This is a genomic window from Dokdonella soli (assembly GCF_039523175.1).
GTDB lineage: Bacteria > Pseudomonadota > Gammaproteobacteria > Xanthomonadales > Rhodanobacteraceae > Dokdonella_A > Dokdonella_A soli.
The window spans coordinates 266306-291794 of the sequence record NZ_BAAAEU010000004.1; the positions used below are offsets into that span (position 1 = coordinate 266306).

The 25489-nt window shown below is 65.1% G+C and carries 18 protein-coding genes and 1 tRNA gene; 7 read left to right on the forward strand and 12 right to left on the reverse strand.

What is annotated here, in order from left to right; genetic code table 11:
• Positions 1-147: 147 nt before the first annotated feature.
• From ABD002_RS04750 to ABD002_RS04765, 4 genes are all read right to left on the reverse strand, one after another.
• The gene (locus tag ABD002_RS04750) at positions 148-765 is read right to left on the reverse strand and encodes an acyl-homoserine-lactone synthase (RefSeq protein WP_343787691.1); all 618 of its coding nucleotides are present in this window, start codon (positions 763-765) and stop codon (positions 148-150) included.
• A gap of 113 nt (positions 766-878) precedes the next feature.
• Positions 879-1709, reverse strand: coding sequence for an autoinducer binding domain-containing protein (locus ABD002_RS04755; RefSeq protein WP_343787693.1), 831 nt, complete (start codon positions 1707-1709; stop codon positions 879-881).
• A gap of 70 nt (positions 1710-1779) precedes the next feature.
• Positions 1780-2211, reverse strand: a complete 432-nt coding sequence (locus tag ABD002_RS04760) for a helix-turn-helix domain-containing protein (RefSeq protein ID WP_343787695.1) — start codon at positions 2209-2211, stop codon at positions 1780-1782.
• Positions 2212-2318: 107 nt separating this feature from the next.
• Positions 2319-2408, reverse strand: a tRNA-Ser gene (locus ABD002_RS04765).
• A gap of 137 nt (positions 2409-2545) precedes the next feature.
• On the opposite strand from ABD002_RS04765, the gene ABD002_RS04770 reads away from it, so the two are divergent.
• Positions 2546-3202, forward strand: a complete 657-nt coding sequence (locus tag ABD002_RS04770; protein ID WP_343787698.1) for a response regulator — start codon at positions 2546-2548, stop codon at positions 3200-3202.
• A gap of 35 nt (positions 3203-3237) precedes the next feature.
• Here ABD002_RS04770 and ABD002_RS04775 read toward each other — a convergent pair whose 3' ends face one another.
• Entirely contained in the window at positions 3238-6294 is a 3057-nt protein-coding gene (locus ABD002_RS04775) for an Rne/Rng family ribonuclease (protein ID WP_343787700.1), read from the reverse strand.
• Between the two features lie 540 nt (positions 6295-6834).
• Between ABD002_RS04775 and ABD002_RS04780 the strand changes: the two genes are divergently transcribed.
• Positions 6835-7788, forward strand: a complete 954-nt coding sequence (locus ABD002_RS04780) for an RluA family pseudouridine synthase (RefSeq protein ID WP_343787702.1) — start codon at positions 6835-6837, stop codon at positions 7786-7788.
• Between the two features lie 24 nt (positions 7789-7812).
• Here ABD002_RS04780 and ABD002_RS04785 read toward each other — a convergent pair whose 3' ends face one another.
• Entirely contained in the window at positions 7813-8775 is a 963-nt protein-coding gene (locus ABD002_RS04785; protein ID WP_343787704.1) for a DMT family transporter, read from the reverse strand.
• 93 nt (positions 8776-8868) lie between these two features.
• Here ABD002_RS04785 and ABD002_RS04790 point away from each other — a divergent pair, with 93 nt between their 5' ends.
• Positions 8869-10290 carry an aminotransferase-like domain-containing protein gene (locus ABD002_RS04790; protein ID WP_343787706.1) on the forward strand — a complete coding sequence of 474 codons (1422 nt, stop codon included), beginning with the start codon at positions 8869-8871 and terminating at the stop codon, positions 10288-10290.
• A gap of 35 nt (positions 10291-10325) precedes the next feature.
• Here the strand turns inward: ABD002_RS04790 and ABD002_RS04795 are convergent, their stop codons facing one another.
• Positions 10326-10679 (reverse strand): 4a-hydroxytetrahydrobiopterin dehydratase, encoded by a 354-nt coding sequence (locus tag ABD002_RS04795; RefSeq protein WP_343787708.1) that lies wholly within the window; start codon positions 10677-10679, stop codon positions 10326-10328.
• A 168-nt stretch (positions 10680-10847) separates the two neighbouring features.
• Between ABD002_RS04795 and ABD002_RS04800 the strand changes: the two genes are divergently transcribed.
• Positions 10848-11444, forward strand: coding sequence for an NfuA family Fe-S biogenesis protein (locus tag ABD002_RS04800; protein ID WP_343787710.1), 597 nt, complete (start codon positions 10848-10850; stop codon positions 11442-11444).
• A gap of 39 nt (positions 11445-11483) precedes the next feature.
• Here ABD002_RS04800 and ABD002_RS04805 read toward each other — a convergent pair whose 3' ends face one another.
• Together ABD002_RS04805 and ABD002_RS04810 are read right to left on the reverse strand one after the other, a co-directional pair.
• Positions 11484-11837 (reverse strand): c-type cytochrome, encoded by a 354-nt coding sequence (locus tag ABD002_RS04805; protein ID WP_343787712.1) that lies wholly within the window; start codon positions 11835-11837, stop codon positions 11484-11486.
• A 35-nt stretch (positions 11838-11872) separates the two neighbouring features.
• Positions 11873-12193, reverse strand: a complete 321-nt coding sequence (locus ABD002_RS04810; RefSeq protein WP_343787714.1) for a c-type cytochrome — start codon at positions 12191-12193, stop codon at positions 11873-11875.
• Between the two features lie 473 nt (positions 12194-12666).
• On the opposite strand from ABD002_RS04810, the gene ABD002_RS04815 reads away from it, so the two are divergent.
• Genes ABD002_RS04815 through ABD002_RS04825 form a run of 3 tightly spaced genes read left to right on the forward strand, consistent with a single transcriptional unit; the run spans position 12667 to position 20377 of the window.
• On the forward strand, positions 12667-13821 hold the full coding sequence (locus ABD002_RS04815; RefSeq protein ID WP_343787716.1) for an efflux RND transporter periplasmic adaptor subunit: 1155 nt from the start codon (positions 12667-12669) through the stop codon (positions 13819-13821).
• Positions 13822-13862: 41 nt separating this feature from the next.
• The gene (locus tag ABD002_RS04820; protein WP_379988975.1) at positions 13863-17291 is read left to right on the forward strand and encodes an efflux RND transporter permease subunit; all 3429 of its coding nucleotides are present in this window, start codon (positions 13863-13865) and stop codon (positions 17289-17291) included.
• Positions 17288-20377, forward strand: coding sequence for an efflux RND transporter permease subunit (locus tag ABD002_RS04825; protein ID WP_343787720.1), 3090 nt, complete (start codon positions 17288-17290; stop codon positions 20375-20377). Before ABD002_RS04820 ends, ABD002_RS04825 begins: the two co-directional genes overlap by 4 nt.
• Here the strand turns inward: ABD002_RS04825 and ABD002_RS04830 are convergent.
• From ABD002_RS04830 to ABD002_RS04840, 3 genes are all read right to left on the reverse strand, one after another.
• Complete coding sequence (locus ABD002_RS04830) at positions 20374-21777, reverse strand: coniferyl aldehyde dehydrogenase (protein WP_343787724.1); 1404 nt, start codon at positions 21775-21777, stop codon at positions 20374-20376. The genes ABD002_RS04825 and ABD002_RS04830 overlap by 4 nt on opposite strands.
• A gap of 1 nt (position 21778) precedes the next feature.
• Complete coding sequence (locus tag ABD002_RS04835) at positions 21779-24265, reverse strand: TonB-dependent receptor (protein ID WP_343787725.1); 2487 nt, start codon at positions 24263-24265, stop codon at positions 21779-21781.
• Positions 24266-24347: 82 nt separating this feature from the next.
• Complete coding sequence (locus tag ABD002_RS04840; protein WP_343787726.1) at positions 24348-25484, reverse strand: SO2930 family diheme c-type cytochrome; 1137 nt, start codon at positions 25482-25484, stop codon at positions 24348-24350.
• Between the last annotated feature and the right edge of the window lie 5 nt (positions 25485-25489).

Here is a 25489-nt window from a genome sequence, read left to right on the forward strand (position 1 = left end):
ACTTACAGGTTTTTTTGCTCACATGTTTTGAAGTTATATTGAATGGCCTCAGCAGCATGGAACGCCGCGGGGGCCCGGGAGGGCATGCAGAATCGTCGGACTGCTTGCCCTCCCGGAGACTTGTTCGTCGGTCTGGCAGCTTTGTCGTTACGCAGCCCTTTCTTGGGATAGCCGCAACACCGTTCCGCAAACAGCCTGTTGGGTTGATTCGTCCAGGGGCAGCCGGAATGCGACGCTCATGACCCTGCCGATTCGCTGAGGTTGCCCCAGCCTCTGGACCGCGAACCCAAGCTGCCGCAGCATGCGTTCGACGGCGGTACTGGTGACGCCGACGATCGCATCGAGGCCTTGAGCAACCCCGAAGCGCAGCATCGCTCGCAACATTTCCGTGGGAAGTTCGCTGAAGCCGTAGCTGGTGCCCGCATGATGCTCAGCGACGGCGAAGCGACTGATTTCCCATGTACGCGCATCGGCGGGAGCAGGTTCACCGTCGAGCAGCATTGGAAACACGTCGCGCAGCATGTACGGGCCCATGGTCGGCAGCATCCGCCAGCATCCGATCGCCGTATCGCGGGCAGGATCGCCACGAACTACCAAGTAGTGCGGTCCGATCAAATCGTACCAATCATGTTCACGACCATGTTCGCTGCGAACCTGCCATCCGAGACGGTCGTGAAAAACGCTATGACGTAGCCGAAACATGCTATCGAGCAATGCCGCGTTGAGCTGGCCTTGGCCGGCGCGATCAATGATTATCTGGTTCATGTTGGTCTCCTCCGCGGAATTGCGGGGAGCCAACAAAACGCGAGGGCTGCAAGAAACTGCAGCTGCAAATTCTTACAGGTGCGGAGAGCGCCGCGAGGAGCGGCCGTCGGAGATTACGGATTGATCAATCCGAGCACGATCGAGCGAGCGATCGCAGCCTGCCGACCGCTCACGCCGAGCTTGCGCGTGGCATTCTGCAGATGAAACACCACCGTGCGTTCGGCAACGCCGAGCAGACGGCCGATTTCCCAACTCGTCTTGCCCGCAGCCACCCAGTGCAGACATTCGAGTTCACGATCGGTCAAGTGCGGCAGCGGGGGCAGGGCCGCGTCATGCGCATAGCGATGCCCTGCTTCGTGAATGCCATGCGCCAGCAGATGCAGCTGCGGCGTCATCGTGCGCACGTCGTCGGCCGTCATGTCCGTGCTCGACGCGAAGGACACCAGCCCCCAACTGCAGCCGAGTCCATGTATGGGGATGCTCAAGCCCGACTTGAGGCCGAACTCGCTCGCTTCCTGAAACATGCAGTCGACGGACGTGCTGCGCCTGTCGGTGCATCGGACAGATGCGCGCTGTGAGGATGGCCAGAGGAAGGGCGTTGCGTGGGCTTGGCAATGCGCAATCACCGGGTCGATGTGAAGGTAGCCACTGGCGAAATAGTGCCGCACCCAATCGGCAGGGTAGCCACCCAACATGTATTGGCGCTTGCGATCGTCCATGACCGGCAGATCCAGCGCGTACATCCAGTAGTCGAAGCCGAGCGCGTGCGAAAGACGGTCGACTGCGGATGCCAGGAGATCCGATGTCGTGCAGTCGCGCAGCGACTCGAGATGATCGATGTCGATCAGCGTCAGCGCATGCCGCGGCTCCGCAAGAGTTCCGGCGCCCAGCGCCAGCGCGTGGTCGACCGGCAACAGACGATCATTGCCATGCAAAGTCCCCACGGCCCCTCCACCGTTGTGCCTGCGCCACAACCTAGTCCTGCGGGACGTCTACTTCAATGGCGGGCGCATGTTAGCTCCGCTTAGAAGCGCGGGAACGAACAGGCGATGCGAACTCCGTCACGATGGTGACCACAAGGGCCTGCCGGCGCGCCGAAAGCTGACGGAAATGGTCGAGCAGGGTCTCCTCCTGCAGCGTGCGTGCGTAGGCGTCGAGCGCGATCGCAGGGACTTCCGCCGCCGCGCTGATCCGCGGGGACTTCCGGCTCGTATTGCCCGTGGCCAGCCACTCGAACGACACCCTCGTCACCTGCGCCACGAGTACCAGGTTTCCGAGTGACGGCTGAGTGCCGCTCGGGTGCTCCCATTGAGCAACAGCGCTGGCGCTGACACCTACGGCGTTGGCGAGTTCGGTCTGAGAGAGATCCGCCCGGTGACGCGCCGTGCGCAGCCGATCGCTCAGCTCTTCGCGGCCGCGCTTGTTAGCAGAACTATTAATTTTCATGAAGCGCTCCTTCTTCGTAAGTGGAGCTTCATGGTTCCGGCGCCGAAGATCAAGGACCTGGCTTCGCTTGAGCGCAATCGCGGGTGCTGAAAATGTTGGAGGACAAGTGGCGGAGAGAGTGGGATTCGAACCCACGGTGGTATCGCTACCACGCCGGTTTTCAAGACCGGTGCCTTAAACCGCTCGGCCATCTCTCCGTATTTCGTCGCGCCGCAGGGCCGGCGCCGGTTTGACCGAGCATCCTGCCCTGGAATTTTACCCCAGCTGGCGCGACGTGGGCTGCCCAACTGCGGTATGGTCGCCATGAATTGTTGGGGAACAATCTGGGGGCTTCATGATTAGCATCGTTCTTGTCGATGACCATGAGCTGGTGCGCACCGGCTTTCGCATGATCTTGTCGCAACAACCCGGTATCGAGATCGTTGGCGAAGCGGCCGACGGCGAACAGGGGCTCGCGCTGATCCGACGCATGAAACCGGATGTCGCGCTGGTCGATGTGCACATGCCGCAGCTCAGCGGCATCGAGCTGACCGATCGCGTACGCAAGCACAAACTCGCCACGCGCATCGTGATCCTGACCGTGGTCAACGAGGCGCCGTTTCCGCGGCGCCTGATCGAGGCGGGGGCCAGTGGTTACCTGACCAAGGGATGCGCCGCGGATGAGCTCGTGCGCGCAGTGCGTCAGGTTGCGGATGGCCGGCGCTATCTTTCGCCGGATGTCGCCGAACTGCTCGCGCTCGGTGCGCTCGACGGACATCCCGGATCTCCGTTCGAGGCATTGTCCGCACGCGAGCTCGACGTCGCGATGATGCTTGCGCAGGGGCAGGACATGCAGCGCATCGCAAAACGTCTCAAGCTCAGCGCGAAAACGGTTGCGACCTACAAGTACCGTTTGTTCGACAAGCTCGGCGTTGGAAATCCGGTCGCGCTCGCGCATCTTGCGCATCTGCACGGATTGCTGGACGACCGCGCCCACGCGCTCGCCGGCTGAAACCGCGCGCATTTCGGCGCGCGGTTTCAGTGGACTCACTCCGGTTTCGATTCGGCAGCCGGTGATTTGTCGACGTCGGTCTGCGCAGGATGCTCCTTGATCTCGATCGGCGGCCGCGCGACCGGCGGATTCAAGTCCGGCACGACAGCTGGTCGCGGCAACGGCAGATCGAGCGTCCGTCCGTGTTCCGGCGCGATGGAGTCAGACTGAGGCGTGGCCGGCCCCGGCTGCGGGCGCGGCGGAACATCTCTTGTGACCACCGGCGCAGACGGTGCAACGGGCGCGGCCATCGGAGCGATCGGTGCAGGCACGGGTGTCGCAGCAAATGCAGGCGTCGGACGCGCATCCGGTCGCACTGGCTCAGGAACGACCGCTGGTCGCTCGACATTCGTGGCGGCCGCTGCATCGCGCGGCGGCGCAGCGAACGGTTGTGCCTGTGGTGGAGTGATGGTCGGCGCCGGCGGCATTGGGGCTGAGGCCGGTGCCGGTGCCGGTGTCGACATCGGCTGAGCCGGCGCCGCTGGCTGCGTGGCCAGCGGCAAACGCGGTTCGATCGCCGGCGCAACGCTCGCGGGCTTCTCGATGCTATCGTCGGCGCGGCGCTCGGGAGCGGAGACGACCGGGTGCGCGACGGGCGCCGTGGTCATCTCGGCGGCCGGTGTTGCAACGGCCGGCTTATCGAATCGCGGTTGCGCAGCGGCGACTTGCGCTTTGGCATTCGCTTGCCGCGGAGCCCTGGTTTCGCGGCTGGCATCCTCGTCATCGACATCCGCGTCGTCGACATCCGCGCGAACCGCAGTCGAAGCCTCGATGTCGCTCGTGCCCTCCGAAGGGCCATCCTTGCGACGGCGACGCCCACCGCGACGACCGCGGCGACGTGAGCGCATCTCGTCGCGCACTGCGGCATCGCCGGACGGCTTGGCTTCCGTTCCGGCCTGGGTCGCTGGCGCAACAGGCAGCTCTTTCTCGACTTGCGATGCCGGCGCCGCTGTCGCCGCGCGTGCGGCAGGAGCGATCGCGTCCGCGGTCTGGCGCGGAGCCGCGTTGCCGGGACGCGCCTCGATAGTCGACCGCGGCTCGGCGACGACCGACTGTTCGCCAGTCACGCGTCCCGGGCCGCGTTCGTCGCGACGATTGCCGCGGCCTTGCTGCTGTTGTTGTGGCTGTTTCTGGCCACCGCCACGTTGCTCGCCGCCGGGGCGGCCATCGCGCCGACCCTGCGGCTGCGCAATGTTTTCAGGGCGTGCACGCTGGGGTTGTGCAGGGCGATTCTGCGACGTTGCCGGACGCTGCTGGGAAGCAGGGCGTGCAGGTTGCGGACGCGTCGCCGCCGGCATCGGCGCCTTTTTCGTGGCCGGAGCCGGTGCAGGCGCGGACGCGCCGCCACGGAACCAGCCGACGAAGCGTGCTAACAGACCACCGGCGGCAGGTGCCGCGGGGGCCGCTGGCGCTGCAACGGGCGCTGGCGCGACAGGCTCCGGGCGCTCGGGCGCGGGCGTCGCACGCACCACGCCGGCCACGGCCGGCTGCTCGGGTTCTTCGCTCGGGCGCAGCATCGTCGGCAACGGCTTGGGCGCAGCCGGCGTCGTGCGCTGGTAGCTTGGGCGCGTTTCCTCACCGATGTCGGCGGCGCGCAGGCGCTGGATTTCCAGATGCGGTGTTTCGAGTTGCTCGTCGGCGACCACGATCACGTTGACGTCGTGGCGTGCCTCGATCTCGGTCAGCTGGCGGCGCTTCTCGTTGAGCAGGAAGTTCGCGACGGTCGGCGGCGCCTGCACCAGCACCTGACCGGTGCTGTCCTTCATCGCGTGCTCCTCGACCAGACGGAGCGCGGACAGCGACAGCGATTCGACACCCCGGATGCGGCCGTGGCCTTCGCAACGCGGGCAGATGATCTGCGTGGATTCGCCGAGGCTCGGGCGCAGGCGCTGGCGCGACATCTCGAGCAGACCGAAGCGCGAGATACGGCCGACCTGCACGCGTGCGCGATCGAGCTTGAGCGCATCCTTGAGCTTTTCCTCGACGTCGCGCTGGTGACGCGGCGAATCCATGTCGATGAAGTCGATCACGATCAGGCCGCCGGCATCGCGGATGCGCAGCTGGCGCGCGATCTCGACCGCGGCCTCGCAGTTCGTGTTGAACGCGGTTTCCTCGATGTCGCTGCCCTTGGTCGCCTTCGACGAGTTGATGTCGACCGCGGTGAGCGCCTCGGTCTGGTCGATCACGATCGAGCCGCCGGAGGGCAGGCGCACGGTGCGTTCGAACGCGTTCTCAATTTGCGTCTCGATCTGGAAACGCGAGAACAGCGGCGTGGTGTCCTGGTAAAGCTTGAGCTTGCGCAGGTTGTTCGGCATGACCTGCTGCACGAACTCGCGCGCGTCCTGGTACAGCTCCTCGTGGTCGATCAGGATCTCGCCGATGTCGTTGCGCAGGTAGTCACGCAGCGCGCGGATGATCAGCTTGGATTCCTGGTAGATCAGGAACGGGGCAGGGCGCGACTGCGCGGCCTCGGAAATCGCCTTCCACAGCTGCAGCAGGTAGTCGAGGTCCCACTGCAGCTCTTCGGCGTCGCGTCCCATGCCGGCGGTGCGCACGATCAGGCCCATGTCGTCGGGCACCTGCAGGTGGTCGAGCGCTTCCTTGATGTTCTGCCGGTCCTCGCCCTCGATGCGGCGCGACACGCCCCCGGCCTTCGGGTTGTTCGGCATCAGCACCATGTAGCGGCCGGCGAGGCTGATGAACGTGGTCAGCGCGGCGCCCTTGTTGCCGCGTTCCTCCTTCTCGACCTGGACGACGATCTCCTGGCCTTCCTTGAGCAACTCGCGGATGGTGGCCTTGTTCGGATTCGCGCCCGGGGTGAAGTACTGCGCGGAGATTTCCTTCAGCGGCAGGAAGCCGTGGCGGTCGGCGCCGTAATCGACGAAGCAGGCTTCCAGCGAAGGTTCGACCCGGGTGATGCGGGCCTTGTAGATGTTGGCCTTCTTCTGTTCCTTGGACGGGATTTCGATGTCGAGGTCGTAAAGGTTCTGGCCATCCACGATCGCGACGCGCAACTCTTCCCGCTGAGTCGCGTTGATCAACATGCGTTTCATTGTCGTTTTCCTGTGTCGGCGCTCAACTGTCGTCGGCGCTGCGCGTTGTCGCGCTGCGCGATGCCCGCATTTCGCGGGCCGACGGCGGCAGGTGCGCCTGGGTTTCCAACCGGCGCTTCCGCGCGCCGGCACTTGTTGGGTTGCTGCGTCCCCGTGAACCCGCGCCGTCCTTCCGACGGCGAGCAATCCACGACCCGAGCCATTACGATGAGCCTCTCGCTCCTGCGCGACGCTCCGACGGAGTACCGACGGCGCAGGGCGCGAAAGGACGCAACGGACGGGTGCGTCATAGGCTGTACCGTACTCCCGCGGATGGGGTTCGGAACGGCGCGACACGCCTGTCCAGCATATCAGTTCCGGGAAGATTTTTTCAATGAAGACACAGACTTCGGCGACAAATCGCGACGCCGACTCCATCCAGGAACCGGCGGCTGAAAGCCGCTACCGTCGTTCCTCGCCCGCGCAGCGGGAGAGGGGAGGACCATCGGCGAACGCCGATGGTGGGGTGAGGGGAAGACCGCACAAGTTCAGGAACAAGCCATGAGCAGCGAGCTCGGGCGGTCCTCTCCACGGGTGCATACGGTCGCGGTTCCCGACGATCGCGACGGCCAGCGCCTCGACAACTTCCTGGCCGGTCGCCTGAAGGGGGTGCCCAAGAGCCTGATCTACCGGATCTGCCGGACCGGGCAGGTGCGCGTGAACGGCCGCCGTGCCAAGCCCGACCAGCGCCTCGCGAGCGGTGATGAGGTGCGCATCCCGCCGGTACGGGTCGCCGAACGCGGCGAGGCCGAGGCGCCGTCAGGCGGCCAGATGAATCGGATCGAAGCCGCGATCATCCACGAGGACCGCGAGTTCCTGGTGATCGACAAGCCTTCCGGCATCGCCAGCCATGGCGGCAGCGGGGTCAGTTTCGGCGCGATCGAGCTCTTGCGTGCGGCGCGTCCGCGCGACACGCTGGAACTTGCGCACCGGCTCGACCGCGATACCAGCGGCGTGCTCGTGCTGACCCGCAAGCGTTCCGCGCTGGCCGCGCTGCAGACCGAAATCCGCGAGGGTCGCGTCGAGAAGCGCTATCTCGCGCTGATCCAGGGCGCGTTGCCACAGGCGCGGCTGACCGTCGATGCCCCGTTGCGCAAGTCCGTGCTGCAGGGCGGCGAACGCATGGTCCGCGTCGACACGGAAGGCAAGGAATCACGCTCGCGTTTCAGCGAACTGGAGCGTTACGACGGCGCCAGTCTCGTCGAGGTCGCGCTGGACACCGGCCGCACCCACCAGATCCGCGTGCATGCCCAGCATATCGGCCATCCGCTCGCCGGCGACGAGAAGTACGGCGAACGCGAATTCAATCGAAGAATGCGTGATAAGGGATTGAAAAGGCTATTCCTTCATGCGGCGCGATTCGAATTCAGCCTGGGCGATCGCGCCTACAGCTTCAGCGCGCCGCTGGCCCCGGAACTCGCCGCCGTGGTGGACGCCCTGCAGTCACGGAAATAGGCGCGGGTACAGAAACGCCCTGTGTCACTGTGCCGTCGCCGATGATGCGGATTCGTTGGTCATCGCGGCGATGACGCCTGGCGCCGCCACCACTTCCTTGCCCCGCGTCCAGCGCCATTTCAGATTCACGCCGAGCGTGCCCAGCACGATCAGCGCGACACCGGCCCATTGCACCGGCCCGAGCGCATGGCCGTAAAGCAGGAAGTCGAGCAGCAACGCCACCACGGGATAGACGAAAGCCAGTACCGCGATGGTGACCACCGGAAGCCGCGGGTAGGCGGAATAGAACAGCACATAGCAGATTCCGCTGTGGATCAGGCCCAGGCCGGCGAGCCAGAACCAGTGTGGTCCGGCGTGCGCGATCGGCACATAGCGGGCGAATGGCGCCAGCATCGCCGCTCCGGTCAGGCACTGGATCAGCACCACGGCGAACGGCCTGTCGCGGCTGATCCTGCGCGACAGCAACAACGAAGCGCCACAAAGCACCGCCGCGATGAACGTGAGGCCGACGCCGATCAGGTAGTTCGCGTCCGCCGTCCCGACCAGTTTGAACGGATCGGCGGAAAGCGCGACGCCGATGAAGGCAAGTGCGGTCCAGCCGTAGTCGGCCGGACGCGTGCGCTCGCCGAAGCAGAGTGCGGCCAGCCCGAGCATCGCGAACGGAAAGAAATGGTAGACCAGGGTGGCGACGCTGATCGACGAACGCGCCATGCCGGCGAACAGCGCCACCCAGTTCAACACCAGCAGCACGCCGCTGACAATCGCAGCCTTGATCAATGCGCGTTCTGCGAGCAGCCCGCGGAAATGGCCGCGTGCGATGCCCCACACGATCAGGAACAGGCTGCCGAACACGCAGCGGAAGAACACGGTCGTGATCGAGTCCTGGCCACCTTCGTGGGCAAACACGCCGACGGAACCGATCAGGATTTCAGCGATCAGCAACTGGGTGAGCGCGGTACGCGATTCGCGGCTTGCAGCAGCACTCATGCGGAGGCGCTCCAGTGGAAAGGGCGCAGATTAAGCCGGTGCCGACGACCAGTACAGATTCAGGTACCATCGATTTTTACCAGTACAGATCAGATGGCCGACAACCTGCTCTATGCGCGTCTCGCCGAGCACCTGCGCCGACAGATCCGGCGCGGCCAGCTGCGTGCAGGTGAACGTCTACCGTCGCTGCGCCGGCTCGGTCGAATGCAAGGCGTCAGCGTGGCGACCGCAGTCGAAGCCTATATGCAGCTCGAGCGCGAAGGCCTGATCGAGGCGCGATCGCGTTCGGGGTACTACGTGCGCTCGTCGACCATGCCGCTCCCGACCGCCGGAGCGATGCATCGCATCTCCCGCACCCCGCAGGCGGTGCGCAATCCGGTACTGCTCGGAGTGCTGGATGTACTCGCGCGCGAAGACGTGCTTCCGTTGCACGCGGCCACGCCTTCACCCGAGCTGTTGCCGTGCGCGGCGCTCGCCGCGACGACAACGCGGGTGCTGCGTCGGAATCCGGATACGGCCTTGGGCTACGCGCCGCCGCAGGGCATTGCCGACCTGCGCAAACGCATCGCATGGCGCTACGCCCAGTGCGGGGTCGATGTCGATGCAGACGAGATCATCGTCACCGCCGGCGGGATGGAAGCGATCAGCCTGGCGTTGCGTACCGTCACGCAGCGCGGCGATGTGGTGGTCCTGGAAACACCGACGTACTACGGCCTGCTGCAGGCCGTCGCGGCGCTCGGCCTGCGCGTGATCGAAGTGCCGAATCTGCCCGGCACCGGCATCGATGCCACTCGCTTCGCCGAATTGCTCGATCGGCACGTCGTGCGCGCGGCCGTGCTGATTCCGAACTTCAACAATCCGATGGGCAGCCTGACCGGCGACGGCGACAAGCGTGCGATCGTCGCCGCCTGCGCCGCGCATGGCGTGGTGCTGATCGAGGACGACCTGTACGGCGAACTCGCCTATTCCGGTGAACGTCCGTCGCCGCTGCGCCGCTTCGACGAGCATGGCTGCGTTCTCACCTGTGGATCGTTTTCCAAGAGCCTTTCACCCGGCCTGCGCGTGGGTTGGGTGCTCGGTGCGAATCGCACCTCCGACCTGTTGCGTGCGAAATGCTTTTCGACCGTGGCGACCGCGACGCTGCCGCAGCTCGCGGTTGCCGACTATCTGTCGCGGCATGATTTCGAGCGCGCATTGCGTCGCCTGCGCCGCGCGCTTGCCGACAATGTGCAGCGCTGCCGCGATGCCATAGCGCGCCATTGGCCCGAGGACACGCGCGTTTCCGAGCCTGGCGGAGGCTTGGCGCTGTGGGTGGAACTACCGCAGCCTATCGAGGGACAGGCGCTGTTCGATGCCGCGCTGACACATGGAATCGGCACCTTGCCCGGACATCTGTTCTCGAGCCGGGGCGACTACCGCCATCATCTGCGCCTGAGCTGCGGTCTGCCATGGAGCACCAGGATCGAAAGCGCACTGCGCGAACTCGGCGCGCTCGCCGGCAGGCAACTGCGCTGACGGGAATTCGCGAAGGGCGGTCTTGCGGACCGCATTCAGGCACCGACGCGCAGATCCTCGATCTTCGCGGCGCAAATGAAATCGTTGAGTGACAGACCACCGACGTCATGCGTCGAATAGCGCACGACACAGCGGTTGTAGCCGACTTCGAGATCGGGATGATGATCCTCGCGATGCGCGATCGAGGCCGTCGCGTTGACGAAGGCCATTGTGTGGAAGTAGTCGGCGAAGCGGAATTCCTTGCGGATTTCGCTGCTGTCCGCAGTGAGATTCCAGCCCGGCAGATTGGCCAGATAGGCGTGGACCTCGGCATGTGAAAGGCCCGCCTCCTTGCCCTTGCGCGGCACGCAGTGCTGCGCGCGCAGCGATTCGATGTTCGTGTCGGTCATGACGGGACTCTCGTTGGGGTGCCGCAGCTGGCGGCTTGCGCAAAGTATAGTTCCGGATGACGTGGAAGCGATTCAGGACTAAACTGGTACGGTATTGATGACGGACATCCATGTCCGGAGAAAAGCGGCCATCCGGGCCGCATTCTTCAACAAGGCAGAGCCCTTTTCATGATTTCGCTTTCCGCCAATGCGCAAGAACACTTCCGCAAGCTCATCGAGCAACAGGCATTGCCCGGGCTGGGCATTCGCGTCGTCGCCGTCGATGCGGGCACACCGAAGGGTGATTGCCAGCTCGAGTTCTGCGAGCCATCGGACCGGGATGGCAGCGAGTGGGAAGTCGAGTGCGAAGGCTTCTCGCTGTACGTCGACGCGGACAGCGTGCCGTTCCTCGACGGCGCGACCGTCGACTATGCGCGCTCGGCAACCGGCGGCGAGTTGACGATCCGCGCACCGGCGCTACGCGGTCGCGTACCCGGAGAGGATGCCAGTGTGGTCGAGCGCGTGCGCTATGTGATCGAGTCCGAGATCAATCCGCAGCTCGCCTCGCACGGCGGGCGCGTCGCCCTGCGCGAGGTCACCGCCGAGGGTGTCGTCGTGCTGCAGTTCGGTGGCGGCTGCCACGGTTGCGGCATGGTCGACGCGACCTTGCGCGGTGGCGTTGAGCGCACGCTGAAGGCGCGCGTGCCGGAAGTGAGCGGCGTCGCGGATGCCACCGATCACCAGACCGGCAGCAATCCGTACTACAAGCAGCAGGCGAAAGCCTGAGGTGGCCGCGGCGGTTCCGCCGCGCGCCAAGGCAAGACGTCAATCGCCCTGCATGTGCCCGTGCAGATCGACAAGCTTGCTCTCCGGCAGGCTTGCGAAATAGGTGGCGACGTTCTCGATGTCCTGATCCGACAGCGTGGCCACGAAACCGGCCATGATCGGATTCGTGCGGCCGCCGGTCTTGTACTCGTGCAACGCGCGTGCGAGGTAGTCGTGGTACTGGCCGGCGAGGCGCGGGTACTGCGGGTCGGTACCGGCATTGCCGTCGGCGCCGTGGCAGGCCTGGCAGACGACGGCCTTGGCCTTGCCGGCCTCGATGTCGCCCTTGGCGAAGGCGGAGCCGGCGGAAACGGCGAGCGTCGTGATCAACAACGATGCGAGGAAACGCTTCATCTTGGGACTGTCCTGGTCGGGGCGGCTGGTGCGCGTCACGGCGCGAGGCCGGAAAGGTAGGTGGCGATGTCGCGGATGTCCTTGTCGGACAGACTCTCGCCCTGCGCACGCATCGTCGGATGGGCGCGTTCGCCTTTCTTGTATTCGGTCAGCGCACTGACCAGATAGTCGTAGTTCTGGCCGCCGATCTTCGGCACGTGATAATTCGGATACGCGTTCTTCCACCCGGTGATGCCGTGGCAACCGCCACAGGTGTAGACCAGGGTTTTGCCGGCCGCTGCATCGCCTTTTTCGGCGGCGGCGCAGGGCAGGGCGGTGATCAGCAAGGCAACAGCAAGCAGAGGCGCTCGGGTCATTTTCTATTCCGGGGCGGCGATGATTGGACTTGTCGAACGGATATCCCCGGAAGTATAGCGTGTCGTTCGCGCTTTCGGTCCACCCTGCGGCGACGCTGCTGCCGCGAAGCGGCGCAATCACGCCGGTCGAAGTCTGCGCTGTTGCGCAGATTCGACAACGGGACAGGCTGCTGCAACCTTTTCGATCGAGCATGCATCCGAAGCCGCAGCCAGCGTGACTACCGGCTCACGTAATTTCACGCGAGCGCGATCACGATTCGACCGCGCGTCAGCGAAGCCATACCCGATCCATGCCCCCCGAACCCGGGGCCGACCTGTCGACCAGCGTCATTGCAAATATCGATGGGCTATTGCACATGCGTAGTGATGTAGTTTAGTATAACACCGAGATCGTCTTCCTCAGGCCGACTACCATGTCACCGAATCCCGTTCAGAACTCGTTTCCCCGGGCGCTGCGCCACGTCCGTCATTCCATGCTGTTCTCGGTACTGAGCCTGCTGGTCGCCTGCAGCGGCGGGGGCGGGTCCCCCAAGGACACCAATGCGGCCGCGCATGCATCGATTCCGGTCGAAGTCGCCGCGGCCAAGCATCAGTCGGTCACCGCGAACTATTCGGGCACGGCAACCCTTGAAGCAGTTGGCGACGCCCAGGTCGTGGCGAAGACCACCGGCATCGTGCTCAAGCTGATGGTCGAGGAAGGCATGCACGTGCAGAAGGGCCAGGTGCTCGCACTGCTGGATGACGACGTCGCCCGTAACAAGCTCGCCCAGGCGACCGCCACCTTGAAGAAGGCGGAGGCCGCGTTCGACAAAGCCGAGAAGGGCTTTGCGCTGAAGATCACGCCGCGCAACCAGTACGACAGCGACAAGTACGATCTGGAAACCCAGCGCGCGGTCGTCGCGGGCTCGCAGCTCGATCTCTCCTATACACGCATCGTAGCGCCGATCTCCGGCGTCATTGCGAAGCGCTCGATCAAGCTGGGCAATCTCGTGCAGACCAATGCGACGCTGTTCGAGATCGTCGACATGGACCCGCTGCAGGCAGTGCTCAACGTGCCCGAGCGCGACCTCGACACGCTCAAGGCCGGCCAGCCGGTGCGCATGAACGTGGATGCGCTGCGCGGCAAGACCTTCGAGGGCACCATTGCACGCATCGCACCGGTCGTCGACGCGGCCAGCGGCACGTTCCGCGCGACCTGCGAATTCCGCGACACGACACAGACGCTGAAGCCGGGCATGTTCGGCCGCGTCGAGGTCGCCTACGACCAGCGCCATGATGCGCTGGTGGTGCCGCGCGCGGCGATCGTCGAGGAGGATGGCGAGAGCTCGGTGTTCACCATCGAGCCCGCGCCGGCAAAACCTGCAGCGCCGAATGCCGCCAAGGGCAAGCCCGGCGAGGCCGTGGCGGCCGAGACCGCCAAGCCGGCGGCGCCGTCCTTCGTCGCCAAGCGTCGTTTCGTCAAGACCGGTTATGCCGAAGGCGACCGCATCGAGGTTCGTGAAGGCCTGCAGGACGGCGAGCGCGTGATCACGATCGGCCGCAACGCGGTGCGTGACGGCACCGAAGTGCAAGTGATCGACAGCACGCCGACCGCAGTGGCAGCGGTGAACACGGAGAAGAAGCCGTGAACCTGCCCGAGCTGGCCACGCGCCGGCGCGTCACCGTCGGCATGCTGACGGTGACGCTGGTGCTGTTCGGCCTGATCGGACTCGCCGGGCTCAAGGTCAACCTGCTGCCGGACCTTTCCTATCCGACGCTGACCGTGCGCACCGACTATGAAGGCGCCGCGCCGCTCGAGATCGAGAACCTGATCAGCCAGCCGGTCGAGGAAGCGGTCGGTGTGGTGAAGAACGTGCGCAAGGTGCATTCGGTGTCGCGCACCAGCCAATCCGATGTCGTGCTCGAGTTCACCTGGGGCACCGACATGGACATGGCCAGCCTCGAGGTGCGCGACAAGCTCGATACCGTGCAGCTGCCGCTGGAAGCGAAGAAGCCGCTGCTGCTGCGCTTCAATCCGTCGACCGATCCGATCCTCCGGCTCGGCCTCAGCACCGCCGGCGACAAGGAAGCCGGCGAAGCGCAGCTCAAGCAGCTGCGCCGGTTCGCCGACGACGATCTCAAGAAACGTCTGGAACCGGTCGCCGGCGTCGCCGCGGTCAAGGTCGGTGGCGGCCTCGAGGACGAGATCGACGTCTCGATCGACCAGCAGAAACTGGCGCGGCTCGGCATCGACATCAACGATGTCATCACGCGCCTCAAGAACGAGAACGTCAACGCATCCGGCGGCCGCATCGACGAGGGCAGCCAGCGCTTCCTCGTGCGCACGATCAACCAGTTCAAGACGCTGGATGAGATGCGCGAGCTGCTGATCAAGGTCGACGGCAACGTGCCGATCCGCCTCAAGGACATCGCCGAGGTGCGCCAGGGCTTCAAGGAGCGCGAGGGCATCGTGCGCATCGACGGTCGCGAGGCGATCGAGCTCGCGATCTACAAGGAAGGCGACGGCAACACCGTGAACGTCGCGAATGCGGTCAAGGCACAACTCGACAAGCTCAAGGAAATGCTGCCGACAGGCGCAAGCCTGACCACGATCGAGGACCAGTCGGTCTTCATCCAGAGCGCTCTCTCCGACGTGAAGAAAGACGCGTTGATCGGCGGCATGCTCGCGATCCTGATCATCTTCTTCTTCCTGGGTGATGCGTGGAGCACGTTCATCATCTCGTTGTCGCTGCCGGTTTCGTTGATCGCGACCTTCTTCTTCATGGGTCAGCTGCATCTGTCGCTGAACGTGATGTCGCTCGGCGGCCTGGCGCTCGCGACCGGCATGGTCGTCGACGATTCGATCGTCGTGCTCGAGAACATCGCGCGGCTGCGCGGCAAGGGCGCTTCCATCCTCGAATCCGCCGTGCGCGGCACCGCCGAGGTCGGCATGGCGGTGACGGCGTCGACACTGACCACGGTCGCGGTGTTCTTTCCGCTGGTCTTCGTGCAGGGCGTTGCCGGCCAACTGTTCCGTGACCAGGCCCTGACGATCACGTTCGCGATGCTGGTCTCGTTGGTCGTCGCGATGACGCTGATTCCGATGCTGGCGTCGCTGAAAGGCCGCTCGCCGCTCGCGTATCGCGAAGAACCCACGCGTGAGCCGCGGCCTTTGCCGAAGAACCGCATCCTGCGCAGTGTCACGATTGGCGCACGCGCGGTCAGCGGGTTCGTGTTCCAGCTGCTGCCGCGCGCATTCGCATGGCTGATTGCAGTCTGCTCGCGCCTGTTCGGAACGGTGCTGGGTCGCGTGCTGCGCTTCCTCGGTCGCGGCGTGACAGCCCCCTATGACCGCGCAGCCGCGTTCTACCACCGCTCGCTACCGAAGGCGTTCGAGCATCCGTGGCGTGTACTCGGTTTTGCCGCCGCCGCGCTGGCCAGCACCCTCGCGCTGGTGCCGTCGCTCGGTCTCGACCTGATCCCGCAGCTCGCGCAGGGCCGATTCGACATGACCGTGACCTTGCCGCCAGGCACGCCGCTCGTGGAAACCGACAAGCTGGTCGGAAAGATTTCCGCGGCGCACGCGAAGGATCCCGGCGTCGCCTCGATCTATGGCGTTGCCGGCGCGGGCACGCGGCTCGATGCGAATCCGACCGAATCCGGCGAGAACATCGCGCGTCTGTCGATCGCGCTCAAGGACGGCGGCAGCAAGGCGATCGAGGCGGCCGAGATCGAGCGGCTGCGCGGCGGGCTCACGCGCGCCGACGGCAGCGTGAAGTTCGCGCGGCCGCAGCTGTTCAGTTTCTCGGCTCCGCTCGAGGTCGAGATCCGTGGTTACGATCTGGACGCGCTCGCCAAGGGCGGCCAGCGCCTTTCCGAGCTCATGAAGGCATCGCCGCGCTTCGCCGATGTGAAATCGACGGTCGAGGGCGGCTACCCGGAAATCCAGATCCGCTTCGACCAGGATCGAGCCGCCGCGCTCGGACTTACCACACGCGATATCGCCGACCGCGTCGTGCGCAAGGTCAAGGGCGAGGTCGCCACCCGCTACGACTTCCGCGATCGCAAGATCGACGTGCTGGTGCGCTCGCGCGCGTCGGATCGCGGCAGCGTCGAGGACATCAGGAATCTCGTCGTCGGCTATGTCGCGGCAAAGGGCGCTTCGACATCGGGCAACGGCAACGCCAGCTCGACTGCCGGCGCGACATCCGCCTCGAAAGGAAGCTCGACGACACTCAACGACAAGGCGCAATCGAGCGCCGACACGCCGATCCGCCTTGCCGCAGTCGCCGATGTGTTGTCGACCGAAGGGCCGAGCGAGATCCATCGCATCAGCCAGGAACGTGTCGCAATCGTTTCGTCGAACCTGCGCTACGGCGATCTCGCCAGCGCGGTCGCCGAAGTCAATGACATCGTCGCGGCGCATCCGCTCGCGGCCGGCGTCAAGGTGCGCATCGGCGGCCAGAGCGAGGAACTGGATTCGTCGGTGAAATCGCTGCTGTTCGCGCTCGGTCTCGCGATCTTCCTGGTCTACCTGGTGATGGCGTCGCAGTTCGAATCGTTGCTGCATCCGTTCGTGATCATGTTCTCGATCCCGCTCGCGGCGGTCGGCGCGGTGCTCGCGCTGAAGCTCAGCGGCTCGGCGATCTCGGTGGTTGTGTTCATCGGTCTGATCATGCTGGTCGGCATCGTGGTCAAGAACGCGATCGTGCTGATCGATCGCGTGAACCAGCTGCGTGAGGCCGGCGTGCCGAAGCGCGAGGCGCTCGCGCAGGGCGCGGAGTCGCGCCTGCGCCCGATCGTGATGACGACGTTGTGCACGCTGATCGGCTTCGCACCGCTCGCGCTCGGCTGGGGCGATGGCGCCGAGGTGCGCGCACCGATGGCGCTGACCGTGATTGGCGGCCTCGCCGTGTCGACGCTGCTGACCCTGGTCGTGATTCCGGTCGTCTACGACCTGCTCGATCGCCGTGGCGATGCCTGGTATCTCGCGCGCGCCGAACGTCATCGCGCCAAGGCGACAGGCGCTTCTGCGCTCGTCCCTGATCGCGAAGGTCAAGAAGCGGCCGTCCATGGCCGCACTTCTCACAACAGCGGTCCTGAGGGAGAGCTGGCATGACACTCGCCGAGCTCAGCCTGAAACGCCCGGTCACCGCGATCATGTTCTTCGTGTCGATGGTCGTGATCGGCCTGATCGCGGCGTTTCGGTTGCCGCTCGAACAATTCCCGAGCATCGACGCGCCATTCCTGTTCGTGCAGATCCCGTATCCGGGCTCCAGCCCGACCGAGATCGAGCGCACGATCACGCGCCCGGTCGAGGAGGCGCTGGCGACGCTGCCCGGTATCAAGCGCATGAATTCGACGTCGGACGCCGAGTCCGCGCAGATCTTCATCGAGTTCAAGTGGGGCGAGAGCGTCGCGATCAAGGCGGTGCAGGCGCGCGAGAAGATTGACGCGATCCGGGCGGATCTGCCATCGGACCTGCAGCGCTATTTCGTCAAGAAGTTCTCGACTTCGGACGAGCCGGTGCTGCAATTGCGTATCGCCTCCAACGGCGCCGATCTTTCCAACGCGTACGAGTTGATCGAGCGCGAGATCAAGCGCCCGCTGGAGCGTATCGCGGGGGTGGCGAATGTCGACATTTCCGGCATCGGCAAACCCGAAGTGCAGATCGAGCTGTCCTCGGATCGGCTCACGGCGCACAACATCAACCTCAATGATCTGTACCAGAAGCTCTCGAGTGCGAATTTCGCGATCTCGGCGGGCCAGATCAGCGCAGCCGGAGCACGCTTCCGCGTGCAGCCGCAGGGACAATGGACCAGCCTCGACGACATACGCGCGGTTCCGCTCGATGCGAACGGCCTGAAGCTCGGCGATATCGCCACGATAACTCTGCGGCCTGCGCGCGTGGATTTCGCGCGCCGTCTCGACGGCAAGCCGGCCGTTGGCGTCGACATTCTGCGTGAGCGCAATGCGAATCTCGTCGATGTCGGCACTGCCGTGATGGCCGAGGTCAAGCGCATCCAGGCCTCGCCGGAGCTGCATGGGATCCAGGTCTACGCGATGGAGAACCAGGCCGACAACGTGACCGGCTCGTTGAGCCAGCTCGGCAAGGCCGGCCTCGAAGGTACGCTGTTGTCGGTTCTCGTGCTGTTCTTCTTCCTGCGTGATTGGCCCTCGACCCTGATGGTCTCGCTGGCGATCCCGATCTGCTTCGTGATGACGCTTGGCTGCATGTACTTCTTCGGCATCAGCCTCAACGTGCTGTCGATGATGGGTCTGCTGCTCGCGGTCGGCATGCTCGTGGACAACGCGGTCGTCGTCGTCGAGAGCATCTACCAGTATCGCGAGAAGCAGCCGGACAAACCGTGGTATTGCGCAGTGCAGGGCACCCAGGTCGTCGGCATCGCGATCGCCGCGGGAACCCTGTCCAGCGTCGTCGTGTTCCTGCCGAACATCTTCGGCGAGGCGAACAACATCTCGATCTTCCTCGCCCAGGTCGCGATCGCGATGTCGATCGCGCATCTCGCCTCGTGGCTGGTCGCGGTCAGCCTGGTGCCGATGCTGGCCTCGAAGCTGCCGCCGCCGAAGTTCCTCGGCCGCGTGACCGTGATCACGCGCCTGCGCGATCGTTATGGCCGCATAGTCGACTGGACGCTGCGCCACCGGCGTCTGACCGTGCTCGCCGTCTTCCTGTTGATGCTGGCGAGCATCGTGCCGATCACGCAGACCAAGACGGACATGTTCAATTCCGGCGAGTCGCGCCAACTGCGTCTGTCCTACCAGTTGAACGCGAATTACCGGCTGCAGGATCTGAAGCCCGCGGTCATGCGGATCGAGAAGTTCCTCGACGACAACCGCCAGCGTTTCGAGATCAAGTCGGTCTACACCTGGTATGCCGAGCAAGGCCAGGCGGTGACGCGCATCCTGCTGACCGACGCGGACCAGGCCAAGCGCAAGGCCAGCGACATCCAGGAGGAAATCCGCAAGGAACTGCCCACGCTTGCGGTCGGCAAGGTCGGCTTCGACAACAGCGGCAACGGCAATCTCAGTGGCGGCGTCGACATCTCGCTGATCGGCGATTCAATGGACCAGCTCCGGGAGCTTTCGCCCAGCGTGTTGACCATGCTGTCAAGCCTTCCGAGCCTGCGCGACGTGCGCACCGAAAAGGGCAACGGCGACCGCGAGGTCGCGACGCGCGTCGATCGCGTGCGCGCGAAACGATACGGTTTTGACGCGCAGAGCGTCGCCAACTACATCCAGATTGCGCTGCGCGGAATGCCGCTCAAGGATTTCCACGCGGACGACCGCACGTTGCCGGTCTGGCTGCGCTTTCAGGGCGCCGATACGCAGAGCATCGCCGGCTTGTCCGATTTCAAGCTGCGCGCGCCGGACAACACGCAGATTCCGCTGCTGTCGATGCTGCGTACGGATACGCGTGAAACGCCGTCGGCGATCCAGCGCGTCGACCGCATGACCGCACTCAAGATCACCGCGAACCTCGGCGAAGGCAAGACCATGCCTGAAGCGCGCAAGGAGATCACCGCCGCGATGAACGCGGTCGCGCTGCCGCCGGGTTACCGCTGGAGTTTCGGCGAGGGTTTCGACCGCGACGATCAGGCCGGCCAGCAGATGCTGTTCAACACGGGCGTTGCTCTGATCCTGGTCTATGTCGTGATGTGCGCGATGTTCGAGTCGCTGCTGTTCCCCGCGGCGATCCTGATGACCTTCGTGTTCTCGGTATTCGGCGTGTTCTGGCTGTTCTGGCTCTCCGGCACCACGTTCTCGATCATGGCGGCGATCGGCATCCTGATCCTGATGGGCGTCGTCGTGAACAACGGCATCGTGATGATCGTGCACATCAACCAGCTGCGCCATGAAGGGCATCTGCGCAGCGAGGCGCTCATTCTCGGTGCGAAGGAACGCTTGCGCCCGGTGCTGATGACCATGGCAACCGCGATCCTCGGCATGCTGCCTCTCGCGATCGGCGGCGCCGAGGCCTGGAGCGACGGCCCGCCGTATTCACCGATGGCACGCGCGATCGCCGGCGGACTCACGTTCTCGACGATCGTGACCCTGCTCGCGCTGCCGTGCATCTACTCGCTGCTCGACGATGCACGGCTGTGGATGCGACGCGTGATCGCGGATGCGCGAGCCGGGCGGGTGCGGACCGGTCAAGCTGCAACGGGAGCGACGCCGGTCTAGCGCCCGATCAGGATCTTCAACATGCGTCGGAAGGTGTCGCGATACGGCGGATTCAGCAACCCCACCGCGTTCCAGCGCGCCTGGTGGAACACCGGTTTCATGCGCGAGAACGTGCGGAAGCCGTCCTCACCGTGGTAGGCGCCCATGCCGGACGCGCCAACACCGCCGAACGGCAGGTTGTGCTGCGCGATGTGCAGGATCGTGTCGTTCACGGTGACACCGCCGGCCTGCGTGCGCGCGAGCACCGTGTCGATCGTGGCGCGATTCTCGTCGAACACGTACAGCGCGAGCGGGTGCGGATGCACGGCGATGTAGGCGAGCGCTTCGTCCAGCGAATCATACGGAACCAGCGGCAGCAGCGGCCCGAAGATCTCCTGCTGCATCACCGCCATGCCGTCGTCGACGCCGGTGAGCAGGGTCGGCGCGAACACGCGAGCCGCGATATCCGCGTCCGTGTCGCCGAACGTGTGTGCGGTCGCACCGGCCGCGACCGCTGCGTCACGCAACGAGACGAGGCGCGTGTAGTGGCGATCCGTCGCGATGCTCGCATACTGCGGGTTCGATGCGGGTTGCGGATACAGCTTCGCGATCATCGCCCGCGACGTCTCCACGAATTCGGACACGCGCGCGCGAGGCAGCAGCACGTAGTCGGGCGCGATGCAGGTCTGGCCGGCATTGACCAGCTTGCCGAGCGCGATGCGTTCGACCGCGTGTTCGAAGCGCGCATTCGGCCCGATGATCGCCGGCGACTTGCCGCCAAGCTCGAGCGTGACCGGTGTCAGGTTCGCCGCGGCCGCGCGCATGACCTCGCGACCGACCACGGTGGAGCCGGTGAACAGCAGGTGGTCGAACGGCAGCGCCGCGAACGCGCGCGCGACCTCGGCATCGCCGTTGACGACCGCGACTTCGCCGCCCGGGAAATACGTTTCGACGAGTTCGGCGAACAACGCCGAGAAGCGTGGCGTGAGTTCGCTCATCTTCACCAGCACGCGATTGCCGGCCGCGAGTGCGTCGGTGAGTGGCCCGGCCGCGAGATACAGCGGGTAGTTCCACGGCACGATGATGCCGACCACGCCGAGTGGCTGTGACAGGATCTCGGTGCGCGCGGGCAGGAACCAGAATCCGGCCCAGCGCCGGCGCGGGCGCATCCAGTGCCGCAGGTGACTGAGCGCGTGACGGATTCCAGAGAGGCTCGGAAAGGCCTCGTAAAGGTCGGTCTCCTCGGCGGGGCGCCGGCCGAAGTCGGATGCGATCGCAGAGGCGATCGCATCCCGGTTGTCGCGGATCAGCGCCTCGAGCGCGCGCAGGCGCTGCACGCGCGTCGCCAGATCCGGCGATGCGTCGCGCGTCTGCGCGGCGCGCATCCTTGCCAGCAGTTCGGACAGCGGTTCGTTCGTCACGTCAGAATTTTACGCCCAGTTCCACACCCCACATCCGGGGTGGCGTGATGTTGGCGAACGGCGTACCGAGCACGGTCGCGGTGATGTTGTTCACGCCCGTCACGTAGCGCTTGTCGAAGACATTGTTGACGAACACGGCGACGCTCCATGGCACGCCCGACGACGACCAGCCCAGGCGCAGATCAGTGCGATTCTGCGCCTCGCCGACTGCGAAAGCGGGCGTGACCAGGCAACCGCCCTGCACACGCGAATCGGTGTTGCAGCGCGTCTTGCCGCGATAGGCATGCTGCAGGACGAAGTCGAGATCCCCGTTGAACACGTCATGCCAGAGGTAGTCCATGCCGGCCGTGGCGGAGAACAGCGGTTCGCCAGTCGGCTGGCCGGACAGGTCCTTGCCGTCCGATGCGACGTAGTGCTTGTAGCTTGCGTCGATGTAGGCGCCGGCGAAGTTCAGGCGCAGGCTGTCGGTTGCCTGCCAGTGCGCTTCGGCTTCGAGTCCTTTCGCCTCCTGGTCGCTGACGGTGACCAGGTACAGGGGCAGGTTGCCGTTGCCGTTGGACACCAGCGACAGCGACTGCAGGTTCGAGTACTTGTAGTAGTAGATCGACGCGTTCAGCAGCAGGTGGTAGTCGGGAAAGTAGCTCTTGATGCCGGCCTCGTAGTTCCGCACCGTTTCCGGCTCGTAGTGCGAGCCCGGCAATGCGAAGTTGTAGCCGCCCGCCTCGTAGCCCTTGGTCACCGAACCGTAGAGCATCACGTCCGGCGTCAGCTTGTAGTCGAGCACGACGCGCGGGCTGGTATCGCTCCAGCTGTTGCTGACCACCAGCGGCTTGGCGGTCGAGGCCGGCGTGCCAAACTCGATATTGCCGTTGGTGCCGGGCTGCGCGAGAGGGGACTTCAGGACCTGGGCCTGATCGGGCGTGATGTAGCCGAGCGCCAGCAGCTCGGCCAGTGCGGCATCGAGCTCGGTCGCGGTGCGCACTGGGTTGTACCAGCTGAACTCGCGGTCGTCGCGGGTGAACCGGATGCCGGTGGTCAGGTTCAACTTGTCGGTCAGGTGCCAGATCACGTCACCGTACGCCGCATACGCTTTCGAGATGTTGTGGTTGAACATGCTCTCCCGCCAGGGATCGCCGAGCAGGCCTGGCGCGCCTTGACTGGTGAGATAGCTGTACAGCGTTCCATCCGGCGACACCGGCGTCGGCGACAGGTTCTTGATCACCGTATCGATGCTGTCGGTGAGCAGGTTCAGCTGGCTTTCCTGATGCGCGTTGTCGTAGTAGTAGCTGGCGCCCGCGACCCAGTCGACGAGAGCGTTCTTGCCCGACAGCTTGAATTCCTGCGACCAGCTGGTGTTCTGCTCGATATTCGCGTCGTCGAAGTACAGATTGCGGCGATTCGTGCCGTCGTTGTCCTCGCGGTTCAACGTCGTGAAGTGCCGGTACGCGGTGATCGACGTCAGGTCGCCGAATGCGAACGGATGCTCGACGCGCAGCGTGACGCCATCGAATTTGCGCGTTTCCCTGCCGTCGACCACATCGTTGAGCACGGGAGCCTTGAACGGATCGAGGTAAGTCGCCGGATCGGGCGGAAACGTCGGCGTCCCCGGAGCCGGCGGCAGCGGAACGATGCCGATCGCGGGCCGCGCGGGTTGGTTCAGCTTCTCGTGCTCCCAGGCCACGCGCACCGTGGTGTCGCCGGGCGCGTTCCAGCGGAATTGCGCGCGGAAGCCCCAATCGTTGTTCTTGTCGTACTGCTGGCCGGTCGCGGAGTCGCGCAGCCAGCCATCGCTCCGGTTGTCGACAAAGCTGAGGCGGAACGCCATGTCCTGGTTGATCGGCGCATTCAACAAGGCGTCGAGGTAGTTCGTGCCGTAGTTGCCGACGCGCACCAGCGCCTGCTCCTGCCAGGTGTTGCCCGGTTCGTTGGTGACGACGGAGATCGCGCCGCCCGCGCTGTTGCGGCCGAACAGCGTGCCCTGCGGGCCTTTCAGCACCTCGATGCGCTGCATGTCGTTGAACATCAGCAGCGCGCCGCCGGTCTTGCCGGTGTAGACATCATCCTCGTAGATGCCGATCGGCGAATCGGTGCCGATGCCGAAGTCGCTGATGCTGATGCCGCGCAACGTATAGCCCGGTTGCGTCGGCTGTTCGCCGCTGACGACGAGGCCAGGGATATAGCCATTCATCTTCGACAGGTCGGTCGCGGCCAGCGATTCGACCTGCTTCGCGGTGACGATCTGCATCGGAATCGGCACGTCCTGCACTTCCTGGGTGCGACTCTGCGCCGTGACCGTGATGTTGCCGAGCTGCTGCGCGCTCGCGGTATCGGTCGGGTCGGCCGCCTGGTCAACGCCGGTTCCTGCCTGCGCCGCGGATTCCGCCGCGTCCGTGGCCAGCGCACTGCCGCAGCAGAGCGATGAAGCGGCCGCACCCTGCAACAGCGCATAGCGAAGGCAGGCAACCAGCGGACGTTTGCGAATGATCATCGATTTCCCCTTCGTTCGGCCTATGAGCGAGGCTGGCTCACGGGTGGTTTCTGGTATGCGCCTGAATCGCACGCAGTCGCGCTTATCCGGCGTTGTTGCAATCCCCTTGCTGCGCGGCAATCCACGCGCGGATCAACTCGACGCCCTCGCGGTGCACGGTGCTGCGGCCGAGCTCGGGCATCATCACGCCGGGTTCCGAGGAACCCATGCGGTAGGGCAGGATCGAGTCAGCGGGCTTGCCGGGCACGATGTCGAAGAAGTGGTCACCGGTGCCGCGGCCGGCCGCAACCGGCGGCTTGCAGACGCCGAGATGGCGGTCGGCGGCTCCGCTGATGTCCAGCGTCAGTGCCGTGGTATTCGCCGCACCCTTCGGGTTGTGGCAATGGCCGCAATTCACGTCGAGATAGGCACGCGCGCGCGAATCCAGCGACTGCGTCGTGTCCATCCAGTTCACATTGCGTGGCGCGTCGGCCGCCGCCGGCGCGCCGCTCAGGTAGCCGACGCGAGCGAGGTGCGCGAGCTGGTTTTCGTTGCCGTCGGCATAACGGAAATCGCGGTTCAGATGCCGCGCCTTCGGCCCGATCGGGCCGATCGCGCGGGTGACCCAGTCACGCGCATGGCAGCTCGCACACTGGCTCTCGTCGGGCACCACATAGTTGAACGCGTCCCGGGCGCCATCGTCGGAAACCAGCTCGAGAGGAATCACGTCACCGGTGCGCGCCAGCACGGCGTCGGTCTGCGCGGCATTCCACACGTAGGGAAACGCGGTCCAGCCTTCCGCACGCCGCACCAGCAGGCGAGTCTCGACCAGGCGCACATGATCGAGGTCGATGCCGGACGTGCCGAAATCCCGCGAGACATCGTAGGTGCGTGCGACCGCGGCGCCTCCGCGCGCGCCCTGGTCTGGCAGAGGGTAGTAGAAGGTCTTGCTGATGATCGTGCCGACCGGAAAGTCGAATGCCTCGGTGGCGGAGTAGGTCGCGGAGACGCCCGCTGGCATCCAGATCGTGCGCAGCTTGTGCGCGTAGTCGGTGAACAGCGGCGTGTTGAGGTCGTAGGGCACGACGCGGTCGTTCAGCACGAGCCGCTTGCCGGCCACCTCCAGCACATGCCATTCGCCCAGGTGCTGCGGCCTGCCTTCCGCATGGAACAGCACCGGCGGGAGGGTACGCTGGCAGGCGACAAGGGCGAGGGCGGCGAGCAGTGACAGTGCGCGCACCGCGA

What these genes read in the sequence shown, in the direction of transcription:
- ABD002_RS04750 (WP_343787691.1), bottom strand. Translation starts at nt 765, where the DNA reads ATGAACCAGATAATCATTGATCGCGCCGGCCAAGGCCAGCTCAACGCG.
- ABD002_RS04760 (WP_343787695.1), bottom strand. Translation starts at nt 2,211, where the DNA reads ATGAAAATTAATAGTTCTGCTAACAAGCGCGGCCGCGAAGAGCTGAGC.
- ABD002_RS04770 (WP_343787698.1), top strand. Translation starts at nt 2,546, where the DNA reads ATGATTAGCATCGTTCTTGTCGATGACCATGAGCTGGTGCGCACCGGC.
- ABD002_RS04775 (WP_343787700.1), bottom strand. Translation starts at nt 6,294, where the DNA reads ATGAAACGCATGTTGATCAACGCGACTCAGCGGGAAGAGTTGCGCGTC.
- ABD002_RS04780 (WP_343787702.1), top strand. Translation starts at nt 6,835, where the DNA reads ATGAGCAGCGAGCTCGGGCGGTCCTCTCCACGGGTGCATACGGTCGCG.
- ABD002_RS04785 (WP_343787704.1), bottom strand. Translation starts at nt 8,775, where the DNA reads ATGAGTGCTGCTGCAAGCCGCGAATCGCGTACCGCGCTCACCCAGTTG.
- ABD002_RS04790 (WP_343787706.1), top strand. Translation starts at nt 8,869, where the DNA reads ATGGCCGACAACCTGCTCTATGCGCGTCTCGCCGAGCACCTGCGCCGA.
- ABD002_RS04795 (WP_343787708.1), bottom strand. Translation starts at nt 10,679, where the DNA reads ATGACCGACACGAACATCGAATCGCTGCGCGCGCAGCACTGCGTGCCG.
- ABD002_RS04800 (WP_343787710.1), top strand. Translation starts at nt 10,848, where the DNA reads ATGATTTCGCTTTCCGCCAATGCGCAAGAACACTTCCGCAAGCTCATC.
- ABD002_RS04805 (WP_343787712.1), bottom strand. Translation starts at nt 11,837, where the DNA reads ATGAAGCGTTTCCTCGCATCGTTGTTGATCACGACGCTCGCCGTTTCC.
- ABD002_RS04810 (WP_343787714.1), bottom strand. Translation starts at nt 12,193, where the DNA reads ATGACCCGAGCGCCTCTGCTTGCTGTTGCCTTGCTGATCACCGCCCTG.
- ABD002_RS04815 (WP_343787716.1), top strand. Translation starts at nt 12,667, where the DNA reads ATGCTGTTCTCGGTACTGAGCCTGCTGGTCGCCTGCAGCGGCGGGGGC.
- ABD002_RS04820 (WP_379988975.1), top strand. Translation starts at nt 13,863, where the DNA reads ATGCTGACGGTGACGCTGGTGCTGTTCGGCCTGATCGGACTCGCCGGG.
- ABD002_RS04825 (WP_343787720.1), top strand. Translation starts at nt 17,288, where the DNA reads ATGACACTCGCCGAGCTCAGCCTGAAACGCCCGGTCACCGCGATCATG.
- ABD002_RS04835 (WP_343787725.1), bottom strand. Translation starts at nt 24,265, where the DNA reads ATGATCATTCGCAAACGTCCGCTGGTTGCCTGCCTTCGCTATGCGCTG.